Below are 16,852 nucleotides of genomic sequence, written 5' to 3' on the forward strand. Positions count from 1 at the left end.
TTTCGCTAAGCTAAGCACAAAATATGCGCTGTGATATCTTGCTAAAGGCAGGGCGTCGGGCAAACTTGAATTTTTCTCAATGTATGACGATTCGCGGCGCGGCGTTTTACCCGCGGCGCGTGACGCCATTCTGACCGTCACCAGACAGATCAAGGGATTATGAATTTAACTCTTAACGACAAAGAAATGGCTCTGTCGCCGTTTGAGATACTGATCAATGCGATTGAACGCGGCGAGTTGCGGCCCGGTGAGCGTTTACAGGAAACCCGACTGGCGAAGCAGTTTGGCCTGAGCCGTACACCGATTCGTGAGGCGCTGCATCGCCTCGAAGCGCTGGGGCTGGTAGAACCGGGCCCGCAGCGTGGGTTGATGATCGCGCAGATCAGCTATGAGCGGTTGCGTCAGCTTTTCGCCGTGCGTGAAGGGCTGGAACGACTGGCGATGGAACTGGCGGTCGCCTCTGCGGCGACAGAAGAACTGGAACTGTTGCAGGATATGATCGAGGTGGAGAAGACGCTCACCGACAGTAAACAGCTGCACGATCACAACCGCCTTTTTCACCGGCAGATTTACCGCGCGACCCATAATCCGTATCTGAACGATATGTTGGATAACTTACGTATTCATCTGTCGCTGCTGCGCGGCACCACCTATGCGTCGACGGAGCGCGCTGAGGAAGCACGACGCGAGCATCAGGCGATTGTGGAAGCGCTGGTGCGGCGTGATAAGGATGCCGCGCAAGAAGCGGCGAGCCAGCATATTCGCAGCGGTTATCGGGCCAGACTCAATCTGCTGAACCGGCAGCTTTGATGGCAGTGTCGGAAAAGCACGACACTTTAGGGTATTGGGTGTCTCATAATGGAGACGTTTAATTCATTGATTATTAATACTTAATTTATTGTCTGATAAATCCGTCGCTGAATGGCGACGGATTTTGTGAGCGCGATCCCGTTTTTTCTGCTCATCGCGCCCGTCCGCTTCTCGCGTAGATTAAATAAAAATAACGTTTTATATGAGTATGTTATTGCGTATATCCGGCGTGGTGACAATAAAATTATGCATCTTGGCATAATTTGTGCTTAAATTAGGGCGTAGATGCTCATTCCACCTTCTATGTTTGCTTCGGCTTCATAATCCTGGGAATGACGCAGAGCCAATTTTGAGGTGCCTATCGTCCAATTCCAGATGAAGATGTCAATCTCCATCGGGCCTTTCGGACATAACGTTGAGTGAGGCACCATTCTGTTGTCTTAATAGATCTGATATTTTCAACGCTTACCGTATATCGGTAAGCGTTTTTTTCGTCTGATGAAAATGTTCGCTCACCGCTTTCTGTCCCCTAAATAAAAGACGCGGGGCATCGTCGCCAACGCACGTGCCGCGGTGTAAGAAGGGCGATACCACACCGTTCCTCGCTATGTAAAAAACACGTCATCAGGGCATAAAAAAATAAGGCTCCGAAAACGGAGCCTTATGCAAGGATGGCGGTAGTAATGATTAGTTGGCAGGCGTCTGTAGCGTGAGCAGCAGCCCTTCGCGCCGCATTTTCGCGGCTTCATCCGGCAGATGCAGCCGTTCGAGCGCATCTGCGCGCCAGGCATAATCGTAAGCATCGGGACGCTGTTCCAATGCATCGCGGAACGCATCGCTGGCCTGCTGCCACTCGCCGTGTTTCATCAGCAACTGCCCTAACGTGCTGTTCAACAGCGGCGTCGCGCCCTGTTGTTTGCTGTGTTGACGCAGCATTTTTTCTAACTGCTCCGGGTTGCCCGCTTTGAGACGCGGCATCAGCAGGATCAGGCGCTCGTCATACTGACGTTTGAGACCGTCGAGAATGATCTTCTGGGCGGTGTCGTGATCGTCGCACTCGATCAGGTGTTCGGCCATCGCGACCTGAAGCGGGATCTCATGGCGCACTTTACGGCTTTGATTATTCCACCACTGTTTCAATCCTTCGCTGCCGCCATCCGCCATTGCCTGATTCATCAGGCCGATATAGGCCCGCTGTTGCAGATCCAACATGTAGGCTTCAGGATGTAGATCGATTTTGCGCATCGCGGGCAGAATATCCAGCAGCGCGTTGTAGGCCTGGGTGCGCAAGAAGGCCTGTTCAGCAAGGCGCAGTACCTCAGGGTGGCGAGGGGCGGCTTCCAACAATTGATCCACGCCGTGACGGGCGGCATGATCTTCATTACGCGCCAGTTGAATACGTACGCGCGTAATATCCACCGGGAGCTGATCGGTATCCGCCATCTCCGCTGCCCGTTCCAGATATTGCTTGGTACGGAAATCATCACCGCGCTGTTGTGCGGCTTCGGCTGCCAGCAGGTAGTTCACCACCGGTTGTTCGGCATGGTCGGCGTTACGCGTCAGCAGCTTTTCTACCTGCAAATAATCCCCTTCCGCCAGCTTCAGCAAAGCCGCTTTGGTCTGCTTTCTGGCTCGGCTGCGTTTACGGCCCAGAAACCAGCCGCGCGTGCGGGCGCCGGTACGAAAGATCCGGCGCAGTACCCATTCCACCGCCAGAAAAGCGAGGAAAAACAGCACGATCATAATGACCAGCGCGGTTACGCTGGTTTGGATATCATAATTGTCCGTTTGAATCAGGACATAGCCCTGATGACCGGCGACCATGGGGCCGATCACCACGCCTGCAATCAGGATCAGGAACAGCAACAAGACTTTCAGCATGTTCAGTCCTCCTGCGGGCTAGCCGGCGTTTGAGCCAGCAGGTTACGAACTCGTGTTTGCATCAGCTTTTCCAACAATGGTTGGCTTTGCAGCTCAGTTGGCACATCCAGAGAAACCGGCTGCTGGATCAAGGCATCAAGCTGATCCAAAAAGGCCTGCGTCGTGGGGTCGCTGGTATCGAAATAGGCGCGAACCCAGGTTGCTGCGGTTTCCAGCGACTGCTTGTAGACTTCGTTCTGGTGGCGGGGGATCGCCTGTGCGGCGACCAGCAGACGTGAGCGAATGTTTTCACGCAGATACACATCCTGATTCGGCGCCAGCAGCGGCTCAGCCGCGCTATCGCGGCGGCGAATAGTAATGAAATCGGCCATGAAATTGTGCCAGCTCTTGCTCAGGTTTTGCCGCCATTCGTTTAACGAGGCGGACAGTTCCGTGCTGTTGGTATCCATCGGCGCGTCATCGGCATTGTTATCCGCGAGTTGCAGGTTGTCCAACTGGTCGGTGAGCTGGTTTACTTTCAGGATGATGCCGTCGAAATCGATCTGGCTGACGCCAGACAGCGCTGAAATATCATGGGTTAACGCGCGGCGAATCTCTATCAGGCTGGGATCGCGCATTTCCGCCAGACTGGCATCCGCGCTTTTCAGCAGTGCGCCTGCGGTGGTGACGTCTTTGTCACTCCACAGCTTACGTCCCGCCAGCTTCACTAAAAAATCCGCCTGAGCGATCTGCCAGGTATTGGTGTCATGGCTGGAAAGCGCCGCCAGCCTGTCTCGCAGTTCGTCTGACTGACGCGTTAGCGCCTCAAGACGCTGCGCGGCCATGTCCTGCGCTTTACTTTGTTGCTGTTGCGCTTCCTGCCACTGCTGTTGTTCCTGTTGATGCTGCTGTTGCAAAGCGGTCAACTGTGATTCCAGCCGCTGGATGGCGTGAGTTTCCTGCTGCGCCTGCTGGTGCCCGTGGTAGTACAATCCCGCACCGAGTGCCAGCGCAATCACGATGGCGATGGTGCCCAATATCGCACCGCTACGCTTGGGTTGCGGTGCGGGATCCTGCTGCTGATGCGCGGGTTCAACCCGTTCAGCAACCTCGTCGTCGGATGGAGCTGGGGGGGTATTGTGTTCCGTCATAATGGTACATCCCATGATCAGGTTTATTGTAGTGCGCGCACGAGCGCATCGTTATCGGCGTTATCGGCGACCCGGATATCGCGCCAGCCGAGCTGACGGGCCTGCTCTGCCAGTCGTTCACTCACGACGATGACCTGACAACTGAGCAACCAGGAGGCTCGATAGTAATCAGGTACTAAAGTATAGATCCGTTGTAGCATTTCTCCGCTGGTAATCACCAGTTTGTCGATGCCAACCTGCTGCCAATGCCGGCTCTGCTCCAGACCGTCATAGTGAACCTCCCTGCGTTGATAGCACTCACAGTAGGTGACCTGTGCGCCGCGTTCTGTCAGCGTCTTCCCGAGCAGTTCTCTTCCGCCGTTGCCGCGCAATAGCAGGGCGCGTTTGCCGGAAACATTTTGCAGGCCCGGCAGTTGCAGGAGCGTTTCACTGGTTTCGCGGGCGGGCGGATACGTCACATGGCGGGCGCTGGCTTGATGCAATGCCAGTGCGGTGGTGCGGCCAATGGCGTAATACGTGAGGTGCGGCGGCCAGCATGTTCCTGAGCGCGCCAACACCGGATCGGCGTAGCGAACGGCATGCTGCGACAGGGCGAAGACGAAATCGTCGGCGCGCAGCGCCTGTAATTGTGCGGGCAGGCCGGCGAGATCCCGTCCCGGCGAAAACTCGATCAGCGGACTGTGCCAGGCGTTATAGCCCAGCTTTCTTAAACGGGTCACCAGCTGTTCGCCAGCGGGTGACGGACGGGTAACCAGAATCGTCATGATGGGCTTTCACCGTGATAAACAGCCTGAAGGATAGCGTCGGCCCCTTTTGCCAACAGCTCTTCAGCCAGCGCAATGCCGATGTGTTCGGCGTCTGATGTGTTTCCTTTACGTTCGCCGACGATCATTCGGCTGCCATCCGGCGCGCCAACCAGCGCGCGTAGCCACAGCGTGTCGCCTTGCAGTTCGGCGTAGCTGCCAATGGGCACCTGACAACCGCCTTCCAGCCGCAGGTTCATCGCGCGTTCGGCCTGCACGCGTGCAGCGGTCGCGGTGTGGTTGAGCGGGGCGAGAATCTGACGAATACGATCGTCATCCAGACGGCACTCGATACCGATAGCGCCTTGTCCGACTGCGGGCAGAGACTCCTCCGGGCTGAGCGCGCAGCGGATGCGTTCTTCCAGACCAAGGCGTTTCAGGCCTGCGACCGCAAGAATGATGGCGTCATACTCGCCGTTGTCCAGTTTTGCCAAACGCGTGCCGACATTGCCGCGCAAATCGCGGATCACCAGATCGGGGCGTCGCGCGCGCAGCTGGCATTGACGACGCAGGCTGGAGGTGCCGACGCAACTGCCTTCCGGCAGGTTATCGAGGCTGTCATAGCGGTTGGAAACAAAAGCATCACGCGGGTCGTCGCGCTCGCAAATGATGGTCAGGCCGAGGCCCTCCGGGAATTCGACCGGTACATCTTTCATGGAGTGGACGGCAATATCCGCCCGTCCTTCAAGCAGCGCTAACTCCAGCTCTTTGACAAACAATCCCTTACCGCCGACCTTCGCCAGCGGCGTATCCAGAATGATGTCGCCACGGGTGACCATGGGCACCAGTTCTACTTGTAAATCCGGGTAGAGCTGGTTCAGGCGCTGCTTAACATATTGTGCTTGCCATAGGGCCAGAGGGCTTTGTCGGGTGGCAATTCTAATAATATTGGCTAACATGCTTGATACCGTTTTTATCATTTTCCACCATCGTATCATTGTCGTGCGTTGGTGTCAGGTTGTGGGCATGGGCGACGCGCGTCGAAAGACGTTTGCATGTTGCAGGTCACGCGTGGGGAAAAGTCAGGGGGGCTGACGTCGCAGGGTTAGCAAGGCGTACTTTCTTTACTTTCTTTACGCCCAATCAGCAAGGTGTTAGATTGATCACGTTTCCAGCAATTATTCGCTAAACATTCTTCTAACTTATTCATCGGCGAATGGGGAACACGGGTTTTTTTATAGGCACTGGGATAAATCAGGCGAAACTGTCTTGTACTTCTACATCGAGACTTTGAAGCAAAGACTGGATGCGATCAACCAACTGCGTGTTGATCGTGCTCTGGGAGCAATGAAGCCCGCTTATCAGCAGGTTTACAGTCTTCTGCCCATTTTATTACATCATCATCACCCGCTGATGCCCGGCTACCTTGAAGGCAAGGTGCCACACGGCATTTGCACCTACACGCCTGATGAAAAACAGCAGCAATACCTTGATGGTATTGAATTGCGCTGGGGGATGTTCGATCGTTCCCACCCGCAGGGTGAATTGCCGATTACCGGCGTCTATTCAATGGGCAGCACCTCCTCTATCGGGCAAAGCTGTACTTCCGATCTTGATATCTGGGTGTGCCACCAATCCTGGCTGGACAGTGAAGAACGCCAGCTTTTACAGAAGAAATGTACGCTGCTTGAGCAGTGGGCGGCGGCGCAAGGCGCTGAGGTCAGTTTCTTCCTGATGGATGAAAACCGTTTCCGCCACAATGAGAGTGGCAGCCTGAGTGGTGAGGATTGCGGCACCACGCAACATATCCTGTTACTCGACGAATTTTACCGCACCGCCGTGCGCATGGCCGGTAAACGCATCCTGTGGAATATGGTGCCGGTCGAAGAAGAATCCCACTACGATGAATACGTGCTGTCGCTGTACTCACAGGGCGCGCTTGCCCCCAATGAGTGGCTGGACTTAGGTGGCCTTAGCACGCTGTCGGCGGAAGAGTATTTCGGCGCGAGTCTGTGGCAGTTGTACAAAAGTATCGACTCCCCTTATAAGGCCGTGCTGAAAACGCTGCTGCTGGAAGCGTATTCCTGGGAGTATCCGGAAACCAGCCTGCTTTCCACTGAAATCAAAAAGCGCCTGCATGATGGCGAAATCGTCTCTTTTGGCCTGGATCCTTATTGCATGATGCTGGAGCGGGTGACGCACTACCTGACCGCAATCGGCGATTCAACGCGTCTCGATCTGGCGCGTCGATGTTTCTATTTAAAAGTGTGTGAAAAACTCTCCAGAGAAAAGGCTTGTGTCGGCTGGCGTCGCCAGATTTTGAGCCAACTGGTGCAGACGTGGGGCTGGAGTCAAGAACATCTGGCCATGCTGGATAATCGCGCCAACTGGAAAATAGAACGGGTACGCGAGGCGCATAATGAGCTGCTGGATGCGATGATGCAGACTTATCGCAACCTGATCCGTTTCGCCCGCCGTAATAACCTGAGCGTCAGCGCCAGCCCGCAGGATATCGGCGTGTTGACGCGTAAGCTGTATGCCGCGTTTGAAGCGCTGCCGGGGAAAGTGACGTTACTGAACCCGCAGATCTCGCCTGATTTGTCGGAGCCGAATTTAACCTTCATTTATGTTCCTTCGGGCCGCGCGAATCGTTCCGGCTGGTATTTGTACAATCAGGCACCATCGATGGATGCGATCATCAGCCATCAGCCGCTGGAATATAACCGCTATCTCAACAAACTGGTGGCCTGGGCGTATTTTAACGGCCTGCTGACGCCGCGCACGCGCCTGTATATCAAGGGTAACGAGCTGTGCGATATCACGCGCCTGCAAGCGCTGGTGGATGACGTATCCAGCCATTTCCCGCTGCGCCTGCCAGCGCCGACGCCGAAAGCGCTGTACAGCCCGTGCGAAATTCGCCATCTGGCGATTATCGTCAATCTGGAACACGATCCTACCGCCTCCTTCCGTAATCAGGTGGTACATTTCGATTTCCGCCATCTGGATGTGTTCAGTTTTGGTCAGCAGCCGCAGTGTCTGGTCGGCAGTATCGACTTGCTGTATCGCAACTCGTGGAACGAAGTGCGCACCTTGCACTTCAGCGGCGAACAGGCGGTGTTGGATGCGCTGAAAACCATTCTGGGAAAAATGCATCAGGACGCCGCGTTGCCGGATTCGCTTGAGGTGTTCTGTTACAGTCAGCACCTGCGCGGGCTGATTCGGACTCGCGTGCAGCAGTTGGTTTCCGAATGCATTGAACTGCGTCTGACCAGTACGCGTCTGGAGCCGGGTCGTTTCAAAGCGGTGAAAGTCGCGGGGCAAACCTGGGGACTGTTCTTTGAACGCCTGAGCGTGTCAGTGCAGAAGCTGGAGAATGCGGTCGAGTTTTATGGCGCAATTTCCAATAACAAGCTGCAAGGCCAGCCGGTTCAGGTTGAAACCAACCATGTGCATTTACCCCCGGTGGTCGATGGCGTCGCCAGTGAGGGGATTATCCAGTTTTTCTTTGAAGATCTGACTGAAAATCAGGGTTTTAATATCTATATTCTGGATGAGTCGAATCGCGTTGAGGTTTATCACCACTGTGAAGGCAGTAAAGAGGAGTTGGTGCGTGATGTCAGCCGTTTCTATTCGTCTTCGCATGACCGTTTTACCTACGGCTCCAGCTTTGTCAATTTCAACCTGCCGCAGTTCTACCAAATCGTGCAGTTGGAGGGCCGTACTCAGGTGATTCCGTTCCGCAGCAGCGCGCTTTCCCATCTGTGCATTACGCCGGTCGTGGACGATGAGGCCATGGCGGTGAAGCAACGTCTGCAAATTTCTTCCTGATCCCTGACGTATTCAGAAAATAACGTACGTAAAAGGCCACTTCTATGGATTCGTTGCAACGCCGAAATTTACTGCTGCTGGCGCTTGGGCAGGGGCTGACGGGCAGCATTATTTCTCTGATGACGCTGTGTTCCACGCTGGTCGGGGTGTTGATGACGCCCATTCCTCTGTTGACGACGCTACCGATTACCGCGACGGTGTGCGGCGCGGCGCTGATGGTCTATTCCGTTTCGTCTCTGATGACGAAATATGGCCGGCGCAATGCGTTCATCATCGGCGCGATGATCGGGTTCGTCGGGGCGCTGTTAGCGGCGCTGGCGATTGCGCTGAACAGCTTTTCCCTCTTTGTGTTTGCGACGTTTATTCTGGGGATGTCCTGCGCTTTCAATCAGTATTATCGCTTCGCCGCGGCTGAGATTTTTACCGATAATCAGCAGAAAAACCGTGCCATCTCATGGGTGATCGGCGGGGGTATTCTGGGGGGCTTCCTCGGTCCGTTCGCGGCGAGCCAATCTGCTCAGCTTTGGGCGTCGTATCCTTTCTTCGGTAGTTTTATCGCCGCGGCGTGCATTTGCGTGATGACGGCACTGCTGCTGGCCGGTCTTAAATTGCCCCAGATGAACGTAGCCCCGGCAGGTGCTCAGCACCACGAGCCGCTGGCGTCAATCCTGAAAAGCCGGGCATTTGTGTTAGGAACGGCGAGTTGTTCCGTCGGATTTGTGGTGATGACGCTATTAATGAACTCAGCGCCGCTGGCGATGCATCAGCACCACTTTTCCGTCAGCTATAGCGCGACGGTGTTGCAATGGCATTTTGTCGCCATGTATGTGCCTGCGCTGCTGTTGGTCGTGCTGGCGAAACGGCTGACGCCGCTTCAGGTTGTGACTATCGGAATCGGTTGTAATTTAGCCGGTATCGCGGTGGCGCTAAGCGGTTTGACGTTCTGGCACTTCCTCTTTGCGCTGGTGCTGTTCGGCGTGGGGTGGGCATTTATGTTCAACGGCGGGACATTTATGCTGAACGCCTTCACTCATTCCGTGCATAAATCCCGTTTGCAGGGCATTAATTCGCTGGTGGTTTATGTGCCTAACGCGCTGGCCTCGCTGTCCGCCGGTAGCATGATGGCGCTGACCAGCGGCTGGCCGCTGGTGAATGTCGTCGGTATCGGCATGTTGCTCGTGCTGGTTCTGGCGCTGATAGTGCTGGCGCGCGCTGATGTACGGCGCGCCTAGCCGAACTGAACGGTTTCTCCGGCCTGAGCTGAGCAGGCTGATGACAGCAACGCGATAAAGTCATCGCCGCTGCGATCGCAAACCCAGCGTCCCGCCTGAAAATTGAAATGGTAGCCGCCCGCTTTGGTCGCCAGCCAGATCTGGTGCAGCGGCTCCTGTCTGTTAATCACGATTTTGCTGCCGTTTTCAAAACTGAGCGTCATGACGCCGCCGTTGGTTTCGTAATCGATGTCGGCATCACCCTCAAACCGATCCAACGTTTGTTCCAACTGAAGCATAAGCTCATCGGCTAATTGGTGAAACTCGCTATCGTTCATTTTCGATTCCTATTGATTTTCATGATCCACCTGCGATTATAGAGAGCATACAAGTATGAATGACAGGTCTTCACGTGATGAAAAACGTCTTTCGCCAGTTTTTTCTGGTGTTATTAGTATTGAGTCTATTCGGATGCGGTCTGAAAGGTCCACTTTATATGCCTGACGATGGCAAACCTGGCGCGTCGACGACGCAGCAAAATGGGAATCAGCCGCCGCAAAAGAAACCGTCGATGCGCCCTTGATGCGTGACGACAATAATAACAACAGGTCACTGAGATGTTTATCGCGCCCGGTTAAATACGCGGGGGAGTCAGGATAATGCAGTTCGCTAAGATGCACGGGTTAGGCAACGATTTCATGGTCGTTGATGCCGTTACGCAAAACGTTTATTTTTCACCCGAACTGATCCGCCGCTTATCGGATCGGCACTGTGGTGTCGGGTTCGATCAACTGCTTGTGGTCGAGCCGCCCTACGATCCTGAGCTGGATTTTCACTATCGAATTTTTAATTCGGACGGCAGCGAAGTGGCGCAGTGCGGCAACGGCGCACGCTGTTTCGCCCGTTTTGTCCGTCTGAAAGGGCTGACCAATAAGCGTGATATCGCCGTGAGTACGCAGACCGGCCGGATGGTGCTCACGGTGACGGATGATGACATGGTGCGCGTCAACATGGGTGAACCGAATTTTGAACCGCAGCAGGTGCCTTTTCGCGCGGTCAAGGCGGAGAAAACCTACATCATGCGTGCCGATGCACACACGGTGCTTTGCGGCGTGGTGTCGATGGGCAACCCGCACTGCGTGCTTCAGGTTGAGGATGTGGACACGGCGCCAGTGGAAACACTGGGGCCGCTGCTGGAAAGCCATGAACGTTTCCCTGAGCGGGCGAATATCGGCTTTATGCAGGTCGTGACCCCGCAGACCATCCGGTTGCGAGTGTACGAGCGCGGAGCGGGAGAAACGAAGGCGTGTGGTAGCGGCGCCTGCGCCGCCGTGGCGGTGGGTATCCAGCAGGGATTATTATCCACGCAGGTTCGCGTATCGCTGCCGGGCGGCGAGTTGGATATTCAGTGGGATGGGCCGGGACATCCGCTATTCATGACCGGGCCTGCAACGCATGTCTACGATGGGTTTATTCATTTATGAAGCATACCGAGGGGCAAACGGAACACGCAGTAAGACTCAGTGACGAACTGGTTTTGCGCTTTCTGCAACAGAATCCCGATTTTTTTATCCGCAATGCGCGCCCTGTCGAACAGATGCGCATTCCTCATCCGGTCAGAGGAACGGTGTCGCTGGTAGAGTGGCAACTGGCGCGTCAGCGTCATCACATCGCGCAGCTTGAGGAAGAAATCACGTTGCTGATGGAGCAGGCCGGCGCGAATGAGGTGTTGTTCAAGCGTTTGCTTGGCTTGCAAACCGAATTGGCGGCGGCGGATAGCCTGACGGACATGCTGGGACGGTTGCAGCGCTGGGCGCGTCAGCTGGGGCTGGCGGGGGCGACGGTACGTTTGTTCAGCGATAAATGGCGCATCGGCGCGCCTTCTGATTTTACCCACCTTGGTTTGAATCGCTCCGCGTTTGAGCCGCTGCGAATTCAGCGTTTCGGTCAGAAAAATCATTATCTTGGCAGCCTCAACGGGCCGGAACTGTTGTTGCTGCTGCCGGAAGCGCGGCAGATCGGTTCGGTCGCCCTGTCGCTGATGGGCAATCATTACGATCTGGGCGTGCTGATCTTCAGCAGCCGTGACAGCCACCATTATCAGGACGGTATGGGAACCGTACTGCTCCAGCACATGGCGATGATGCTGCCAGCCATGCTGGCGCGCTGGGTTGAGCGGGTATGAGCCTGCAACCTGCATCACCGGCGGCCGCTTCCCCCTTGCAGGCCGATGTGGATGCTTTTCTGCGTTATCTGAACGTTGAGCGCCAGCTGAGTCCGCTGACGCAGACCAGCTATCTACGCCAATTGTCCGCGGTTATCACGATACTTTGCGCTACGGGTGTGGTTGACTGGCGCAAGCTGGACGCGACTGGCGTGCGCGCCGTCGTGTCGCGCAGTAAGCGCAATGGGCTGCACTCCGGGAGCCTGGCGCTGCGACTGTCGGCATTACGCAGTTTTCTCGACTGGATGGTGTCACGCGGCGCGCTGAGCGCGAATCCGGCGAAAGGGATCTCTACGCCGCGAGCCGGGCGTCCGTTACCCAAAAATATGGATGTGGATGAGATGAACCGCCTGCTGGCGATCGATCTGGACGATCCGCTTGCCGTGCGTGACCGCACGATGCTGGAAGTGATGTACGGCGCGGGGCTGCGTCTGGCGGAGCTGGTTGGCATGGACTGTCAGCATATCGATCTGGCAAGTGGTGACGTCCGGGTGATGGGGAAAGGCAGTAAAGAGCGCAAATTACCGATAGGGAAAACAGCCGTTGCCTGGCTGGAACGCTGGCTGGCGCTGCGTGAACTGTTTGGACCGCAGGATGATGCCGTGTTTATCTCGAATCAGGGGCGACGCATTTCAATGCGTAACGTGCAGAAGCGTTTTGCCGAATGGGGTATTAAGCAGGGCGTCAATAGCCATGTTCATCCGCATAAGCTACGCCATTCCTTTGCGACGCACATGCTGGAATCCAGCGGGGATTTACGGGCGGTGCAGGAACTGCTTGGCCACGCGAACTTGTCCACCACGCAAATTTACACCCATCTTGATTTTCAGCATTTAGCCTCCGTATACGATGCGGCGCACCCACGCGCCAAACGAGGGAAACCCTGATGCATTTTTACCGATCGCTTGGCCCGATCCGCGCCATTACGTTCGATCTGGATGACACGCTGTATGATAACGCGGACGTCATTCGGCGCACCGGGCAGGAGTCAATCCGCTTCCTGCAACAATACCATCCGGCGCTCCGTGACTTTCAGGCGGATGACTTTCAGCATTTACGCCAGACGTTGCTTGAGCGTGAACCGGATATTTATCACGATGTCACCGAATGGCGCCGCCGTGCGGCTGAACTGGCAATGCTAGAACGTGGACTGAGCGCTGGCGAGGCGAAGGCGGGGGCAAAAGCGGCAATGGAAAATTTTGCCCACTGGCGTAGCCAGATTACGATTACGGAAGAAACGCACCAGACGTTGGCAGCTTTAGCCGAGAAAGTACCGCTGGCGGCAATTACCAACGGTAATGCCGAACCGTACCGCTTTGGCCTTGATTGCTATTTTTCCTTTATCCTGCGCGCAGGCCCGCATGGTCGCGCCAAACCGTTTGACGATATGTACCGGCTGGCTGCGGAAAAGCTCAACCTGCCCGTATCTGAGATCCTGCATGTGGGCGACGATCTCACGACCGATGTCGCCGGGTCGATCCGCTGTGGGATGCAGGCCTGCTGGATTAACCTGCGTGAAGGCAGCCTGATGCAGATTGGCGACGCCCGGCTGCTGCCGCATATTGAAATTTCGCGGTTGGCATCGCTGTCGGCATTGTTATAATCAAGGCATGAGTCTGTATAAATCACCAGTGGAAACGCGCTTGTTTGCAGGGCGTTTCCCGTCACCGGATAACCCGTACCTATGGACGTTTCTGATCTGCTCGATGGCCTCAACGACAAACAGCGTGACGCGGTAGCCGCGCCGCGCAGCAATTTATTGGTGCTGGCGGGGGCAGGCAGCGGTAAGACGCGGGTGTTGGTGCATCGCATTGCCTGGCTATTGTCCGTCGAACACTGTTCGCCGTACTCCATCATGGCGGTGACGTTTACCAACAAGGCGGCGGCGGAGATGCGTCATCGTATCGACCATCTGATCGGCACCAGTCAGGGCGGTATGTGGATCGGCACCTTTCATGGGTTGGCGCATCGCCTGCTGCGCGCGCACCATATGGATGCCAATTTGCCGCAGGATTTCCAGATTCTGGACAGCGAAGATCAACTGCGGTTGTTGAAGCGTCTGATTCGCGCGCTGAATCTGGATGAGAAGCAGTGGCCGCCGCGTCAGGCGATGTGGTTCATCAACGGGAAGAAAGATGAGGGGCTGCGCCCGCAGCACATTGAAAGCTATGGCAACCCTATCGAACAAACGTGGCAGCGGGTGTATCAGGCCTATCAGGAGGCGTGCGATCGTGCCGGGCTGGTGGATTTCGCCGAGCTGCTGTTGCGCGCGCATGAACTGTGGTTGAACAAGCCGCATATGCTGAACCACTATCGTGAACGTTTCACCAATATTCTGGTGGATGAATTTCAGGATACCAACCGCATTCAATACGCCTGGATCCGTATGCTGGCGGGCGACAGCGCCAAAGTGATGATCGTCGGGGATGACGATCAGTCGATTTACGGCTGGCGCGGCGCGCAAGTCGAGAATATCCAACTGTTCCTGAAAGATTTCGCCGGCGCAGAAACGATCCGTCTGGAGCAGAACTACCGCTCGACCAGCAATATCCTGAAAGCGGCGAATGCGCTGATTGCCCACAACGGCGGGCGGCTTGGCAAGAACCTGTGGACGGACGGTGTCGAAGGGGAACCGATTTCGCTCTACTGCGCGTTCAACGAACTGGATGAGGCGCGATATGTCGTTAACCGCATTAAAACCTGGCAGGAAAATGGCGGCGCGCTGAGCGATAGCGCCATTCTTTACCGGAGCAACGCCCAGTCGCGCGTACTGGAAGAAGCGCTGTTGCAGCAGAGGATGCCGTATCGTATCTACGGCGGAATGCGCTTTTTTGAGCGGCAGGAAATTAAAGACGCGCTCTCTTATCTGCGTCTGATCGCCAACCGTAACGACGATGCGGCGTTTGAACGCGTGGTGAATACGCCGACGCGCGGCATTGGCGATCGCACGCTGGACGTCGTGCGTCAGACCGCGCGCGATCGTCAACTGACGCTGTGGCAATCTACGCGGACGTTGTTGCAGGAGAAAGCGTTGGCGGGGCGTGCGGCGGCGGCGCTGCAACGCTTTATCGAACTGATCGACGCGCTGTCCTATGAAACCGCCGAGCTGCCGCTGCATGTGCAAACGGACCGGGTGATTAAAGATTCTGGCTTGTGGAGCATGTACGAGCAGGAAAAAGGCGAGAAAGGGCAGGCGCGTATAGAGAACCTGGAGGAATTGGTGACGGCGACGCGCCAGTTCAGCTATCAGGAGGAAGATCTGGATCTGATGCCGCTTCAGGCTTTTCTGTCGCATGCTGCGCTGGAAGCGGGGGAAGGTCAGGCGGATGCCAATCAGGATGCCGTCCAACTGATGACGCTGCACTCGGCGAAAGGGCTGGAGTTCCCGCAGGTGTTTATTGTCGGTATGGAAGAAGGGATGTTCCCCAGCCAGATGTCGCTGGATGAAGGCGGGCGTCTGGAAGAAGAGCGGCGTCTGGCGTATGTCGGCGTCACGCGCGCGATGGAAAAGCTGACGTTGACGTATGCGGAATCCCGGCGTTTATATGGCAAAGAAGCCTATCATCGGCCTTCTCGCTTCGTCGGCGAGCTGCCTGAAGAGTGCGTCGAAGAAGTGCGACTTCGCGCCAGCGTTTCGCGTCCGGTAAGCCATCAACGCCTCGGCACGCCGATCGCGCAAAACGACAGCGGCTACAAATTGGGACAGCGGGTTCGCCACGCAAAATTCGGCGAAGGCACCATCGTGAATCTGGAAGGCAGCGGCGATCACGCCCGCCTTCAGGTCGCGTTTCAAGGTCAGGGCATTAAATGGCTGGTCGCCGCCTATGCCAAATTGGAAACGGTGTGATCGTCATGCTTTCACTGGCATATATCTTATAAACACCTTGTATTGGTCCTTATTGTCATTTTCGACAATGCTTGTGGTATTACAATAAAAAGGATCATGCCCATGACGCTAGACCAAATTATTGCCGAGTTACAGAAGAAAACATGGGTCGACCTCACGCACACGGTGACGGAATCGATCCCTATTTTTAGTGCGTTTGAAGGCGTGTTGCAGCGCAAGACTTTATTCAACGTCGAAGAGCATGGCTTTTTTGCGCAGGCCGTAACGTTTGCGACGCAGACGGGGACGCATATTGATGCGCCGGGGCATTTTGTCGCGGGGAAGCGCTATCTGGACCGTATTGATAATAAAGAGTTGTTGCTGCCTCTGGTGGTGATCCACAAGCAGGATGCCGTTGCGCGCGATCCCGATTATCGTCTGTCGGTTGACGACATTCTCGCATTTGAGCGCGAACACGGGGAGATCCCTTCAGGCTGCTTTGATCAGGTTTTTTTAGTGTTAATTTTAAATAACCAGAAGGTTTTCACATCACGATCCAAATTTGTAATTTGATATCATTCATTGGGTGTTTTATTTTGATTTTTTATCCAATTAATGAGTTAACAATAAGTGACTAGAGTTGTTAATGCTATAATAATCTTGCTTGGGTACGTTAATATGAAAATTCTTCTTAAATAAAATAGTGAATGTTTTTGGTGTGGCAACACCATTATAGAAAATCTATTTATCCCTGATGTAGATACGCCCTAAATCTTTTTATCTCACACGGCAATGTGATCTGTTTTTCTATAATTCCGGCAGGTTTATGAACTTACATACACTATTAAATAGTCCGAGGGTGAATTTATTCTTTTTTTAGATGACAGGTTTATTAACAAGTATGGAAACGTATTAAAAATCGCCATGCATAATATAAAGCTATGACAAACAATGTTATTGTTCTTATTTTATTCTTTTTTACGAAAAAAAATGGAATAAATAAAAGGAAAATAATGAAGAAGAAAAACCTATCCCCATCTCCTTTCGGAACATCGCAAAGGCTTTTGATTGTCATATCATCGAGCATCCATTCATATTCTATTGTTGAGAATGTATGTATTAAAAAAACACAAATGATTGCATAACTATAGAATAAAAAAGAAGGGACGATTTTTTTTATTTTTAACATCTATAACAGT

The 16,852-nt window shown here is 54.5% G+C and carries 16 protein-coding genes; 10 read left to right on the forward strand and 6 right to left on the reverse strand.

The genetic code is table 11. The features are described from left to right. Window positions 1-159: 159 nt before the first annotated feature. Entirely contained in the window at window positions 160-810 is a 651-nt protein-coding gene (locus tag EDC54_RS12095; RefSeq protein ID WP_132456512.1) for a GntR family transcriptional regulator, read from the forward strand. 687 nt (window positions 811-1,497) lie between these two features. Here the strand turns inward: EDC54_RS12095 and hemY are convergent. Genes hemY through hemC form a run of 4 tightly spaced genes read right to left on the reverse strand, consistent with a single transcriptional unit; the run spans window position 1,498 to window position 5,523 of the window. Beyond that, window positions 1,498-2,691, reverse strand: a complete 1,194-nt coding sequence (gene hemY / locus EDC54_RS12100; RefSeq protein ID WP_132456514.1) for a protoheme IX biogenesis protein HemY — start codon at window positions 2,689-2,691, stop codon at window positions 1,498-1,500. Between the two features lie 2 nt (window positions 2,692-2,693). Then, window positions 2,694-3,821 carry a uroporphyrinogen-III C-methyltransferase gene (hemX, locus tag EDC54_RS12105; protein WP_132456516.1) on the reverse strand — a complete coding sequence of 376 codons (1,128 nt, stop codon included), beginning with the start codon at window positions 3,819-3,821 and terminating at the stop codon, window positions 2,694-2,696. Window positions 3,822-3,844: 23 nt separating this feature from the next. Next, a complete protein-coding gene (gene hemD / locus EDC54_RS12110; protein WP_132456518.1) occupies window positions 3,845-4,585 on the reverse strand; it encodes a uroporphyrinogen-III synthase in 741 nt (246 codons plus the stop codon). Beyond that, entirely contained in the window at window positions 4,582-5,523 is a 942-nt protein-coding gene (gene hemC, locus EDC54_RS12115; RefSeq protein ID WP_132456520.1) for a hydroxymethylbilane synthase, read from the reverse strand. The genes hemD and hemC overlap by 4 nt, the downstream gene beginning before the upstream one ends. 310 nt (window positions 5,524-5,833) lie before the next feature. Between hemC and EDC54_RS12120 the strand changes: the two genes are divergently transcribed. Both EDC54_RS12120 and EDC54_RS12125 read left to right on the forward strand, forming a co-directional pair. Then, window positions 5,834-8,392, forward strand: a complete 2,559-nt coding sequence (locus EDC54_RS12120; RefSeq protein ID WP_132456522.1) for a class I adenylate cyclase — start codon at window positions 5,834-5,836, stop codon at window positions 8,390-8,392. 44 nt (window positions 8,393-8,436) lie between these two features. Further along, window positions 8,437-9,624 (forward strand): MFS transporter, encoded by a 1,188-nt coding sequence (locus EDC54_RS12125; protein WP_132456524.1) that lies wholly within the window; start codon window positions 8,437-8,439, stop codon window positions 9,622-9,624. On the opposite strand, the gene cyaY is transcribed toward EDC54_RS12125, so the two are convergent. After that, the gene (gene cyaY, locus EDC54_RS12130; protein WP_132456526.1) at window positions 9,621-9,941 is read right to left on the reverse strand and encodes an iron donor protein CyaY; all 321 of its coding nucleotides are present in this window, start codon (window positions 9,939-9,941) and stop codon (window positions 9,621-9,623) included. The two genes, EDC54_RS12125 and cyaY, sit on opposite strands and share 4 nt — an antisense overlap. Window positions 9,942-10,018: 77 nt before the next feature. Here cyaY and lptM point away from each other — a divergent pair, with 77 nt between their 5' ends. The 7 genes from lptM (at window position 10,019) to EDC54_RS12165 (ending at window position 16,226) form a co-directional block, all read left to right on the forward strand. Beyond that, complete coding sequence (lptM, locus tag EDC54_RS12135; protein WP_380895498.1) at window positions 10,019-10,186, forward strand: LPS translocon maturation chaperone LptM; 168 nt, start codon at window positions 10,019-10,021, stop codon at window positions 10,184-10,186. 76 nt (window positions 10,187-10,262) lie between these two features. Continuing rightward, on the forward strand, window positions 10,263-11,087 hold the full coding sequence (gene dapF, locus EDC54_RS12140; protein ID WP_132456530.1) for a diaminopimelate epimerase: 825 nt from the start codon (window positions 10,263-10,265) through the stop codon (window positions 11,085-11,087). Continuing rightward, a complete protein-coding gene (locus tag EDC54_RS12145; RefSeq protein ID WP_132456532.1) occupies window positions 11,084-11,788 on the forward strand; it encodes a DUF484 domain-containing protein in 705 nt (234 codons plus the stop codon). Before dapF ends, EDC54_RS12145 begins: the two co-directional genes overlap by 4 nt. Beyond that, window positions 11,785-12,714, forward strand: coding sequence for a tyrosine recombinase XerC (gene xerC / locus EDC54_RS12150; RefSeq protein WP_132456534.1), 930 nt, complete (start codon window positions 11,785-11,787; stop codon window positions 12,712-12,714). The genes EDC54_RS12145 and xerC overlap by 4 nt, the downstream gene beginning before the upstream one ends. After that, window positions 12,714-13,430 carry a 5-amino-6-(5-phospho-D-ribitylamino)uracil phosphatase YigB gene (gene yigB, locus EDC54_RS12155; protein WP_132456536.1) on the forward strand — a complete coding sequence of 239 codons (717 nt, stop codon included), beginning with the start codon at window positions 12,714-12,716 and terminating at the stop codon, window positions 13,428-13,430. Before xerC ends, yigB begins: the two co-directional genes overlap by 1 nt. Before the next feature lie 81 nt (window positions 13,431-13,511). After that, window positions 13,512-15,674 carry a DNA helicase II gene (gene uvrD, locus EDC54_RS12160; protein ID WP_132456538.1) on the forward strand — a complete coding sequence of 721 codons (2,163 nt, stop codon included), beginning with the start codon at window positions 13,512-13,514 and terminating at the stop codon, window positions 15,672-15,674. 102 nt (window positions 15,675-15,776) lie between these two features. Beyond that, on the forward strand, window positions 15,777-16,226 hold the full coding sequence (locus tag EDC54_RS12165; protein ID WP_230514510.1) for a cyclase family protein: 450 nt from the start codon (window positions 15,777-15,779) through the stop codon (window positions 16,224-16,226). Window positions 16,227-16,545: 319 nt separating this feature from the next. Here the strand turns inward: EDC54_RS12165 and EDC54_RS12170 are convergent, their stop codons facing one another. After that, on the reverse strand, window positions 16,546-16,842 hold the full coding sequence (locus tag EDC54_RS12170; RefSeq protein WP_132456540.1) for a DUF2645 family protein: 297 nt from the start codon (window positions 16,840-16,842) through the stop codon (window positions 16,546-16,548). Between the last annotated feature and the right edge of the window lie 10 nt (window positions 16,843-16,852).

This window comes from Samsonia erythrinae (assembly GCF_004342665.1).
In the GTDB taxonomy this organism is placed as follows: Bacteria; Pseudomonadota; Gammaproteobacteria; order Enterobacterales; family Enterobacteriaceae; genus Samsonia; species Samsonia erythrinae.

Bases quoted from the DNA above. Each gene is read 5' to 3' on its own strand.
- EDC54_RS12095 (WP_132456512.1), top strand. From the start codon at position 160: ATGAATTTAACTCTTAACGACAAAGAAATGGCTCTGTCGCCGTTTGAG.
- hemY (WP_132456514.1), bottom strand. From the start codon at position 2,691: ATGCTGAAAGTCTTGTTGCTGTTCCTGATCCTGATTGCAGGCGTGGTG.
- hemX (WP_132456516.1), bottom strand. From the start codon at position 3,821: ATGACGGAACACAATACCCCCCCAGCTCCATCCGACGACGAGGTTGCT.
- hemD (WP_132456518.1), bottom strand. From the start codon at position 4,585: ATGACGATTCTGGTTACCCGTCCGTCACCCGCTGGCGAACAGCTGGTG.
- hemC (WP_132456520.1), bottom strand. From the start codon at position 5,523: ATGTTAGCCAATATTATTAGAATTGCCACCCGACAAAGCCCTCTGGCC.
- EDC54_RS12125 (WP_132456524.1), top strand. From the start codon at position 8,437: ATGGATTCGTTGCAACGCCGAAATTTACTGCTGCTGGCGCTTGGGCAG.
- cyaY (WP_132456526.1), bottom strand. From the start codon at position 9,941: ATGAACGATAGCGAGTTTCACCAATTAGCCGATGAGCTTATGCTTCAG.
- lptM (WP_380895498.1), top strand. From the start codon at position 10,019: ATGAAAAACGTCTTTCGCCAGTTTTTTCTGGTGTTATTAGTATTGAGT.
- dapF (WP_132456530.1), top strand. From the start codon at position 10,263: ATGCAGTTCGCTAAGATGCACGGGTTAGGCAACGATTTCATGGTCGTT.
- EDC54_RS12145 (WP_132456532.1), top strand. From the start codon at position 11,084: ATGAAGCATACCGAGGGGCAAACGGAACACGCAGTAAGACTCAGTGAC.
- xerC (WP_132456534.1), top strand. From the start codon at position 11,785: ATGAGCCTGCAACCTGCATCACCGGCGGCCGCTTCCCCCTTGCAGGCC.
- yigB (WP_132456536.1), top strand. From the start codon at position 12,714: ATGCATTTTTACCGATCGCTTGGCCCGATCCGCGCCATTACGTTCGAT.
- uvrD (WP_132456538.1), top strand. From the start codon at position 13,512: ATGGACGTTTCTGATCTGCTCGATGGCCTCAACGACAAACAGCGTGAC.
- EDC54_RS12165 (WP_230514510.1), top strand. From the start codon at position 15,777: ATGACGCTAGACCAAATTATTGCCGAGTTACAGAAGAAAACATGGGTC.
- EDC54_RS12170 (WP_132456540.1), bottom strand. From the start codon at position 16,842: ATGTTAAAAATAAAAAAAATCGTCCCTTCTTTTTTATTCTATAGTTAT.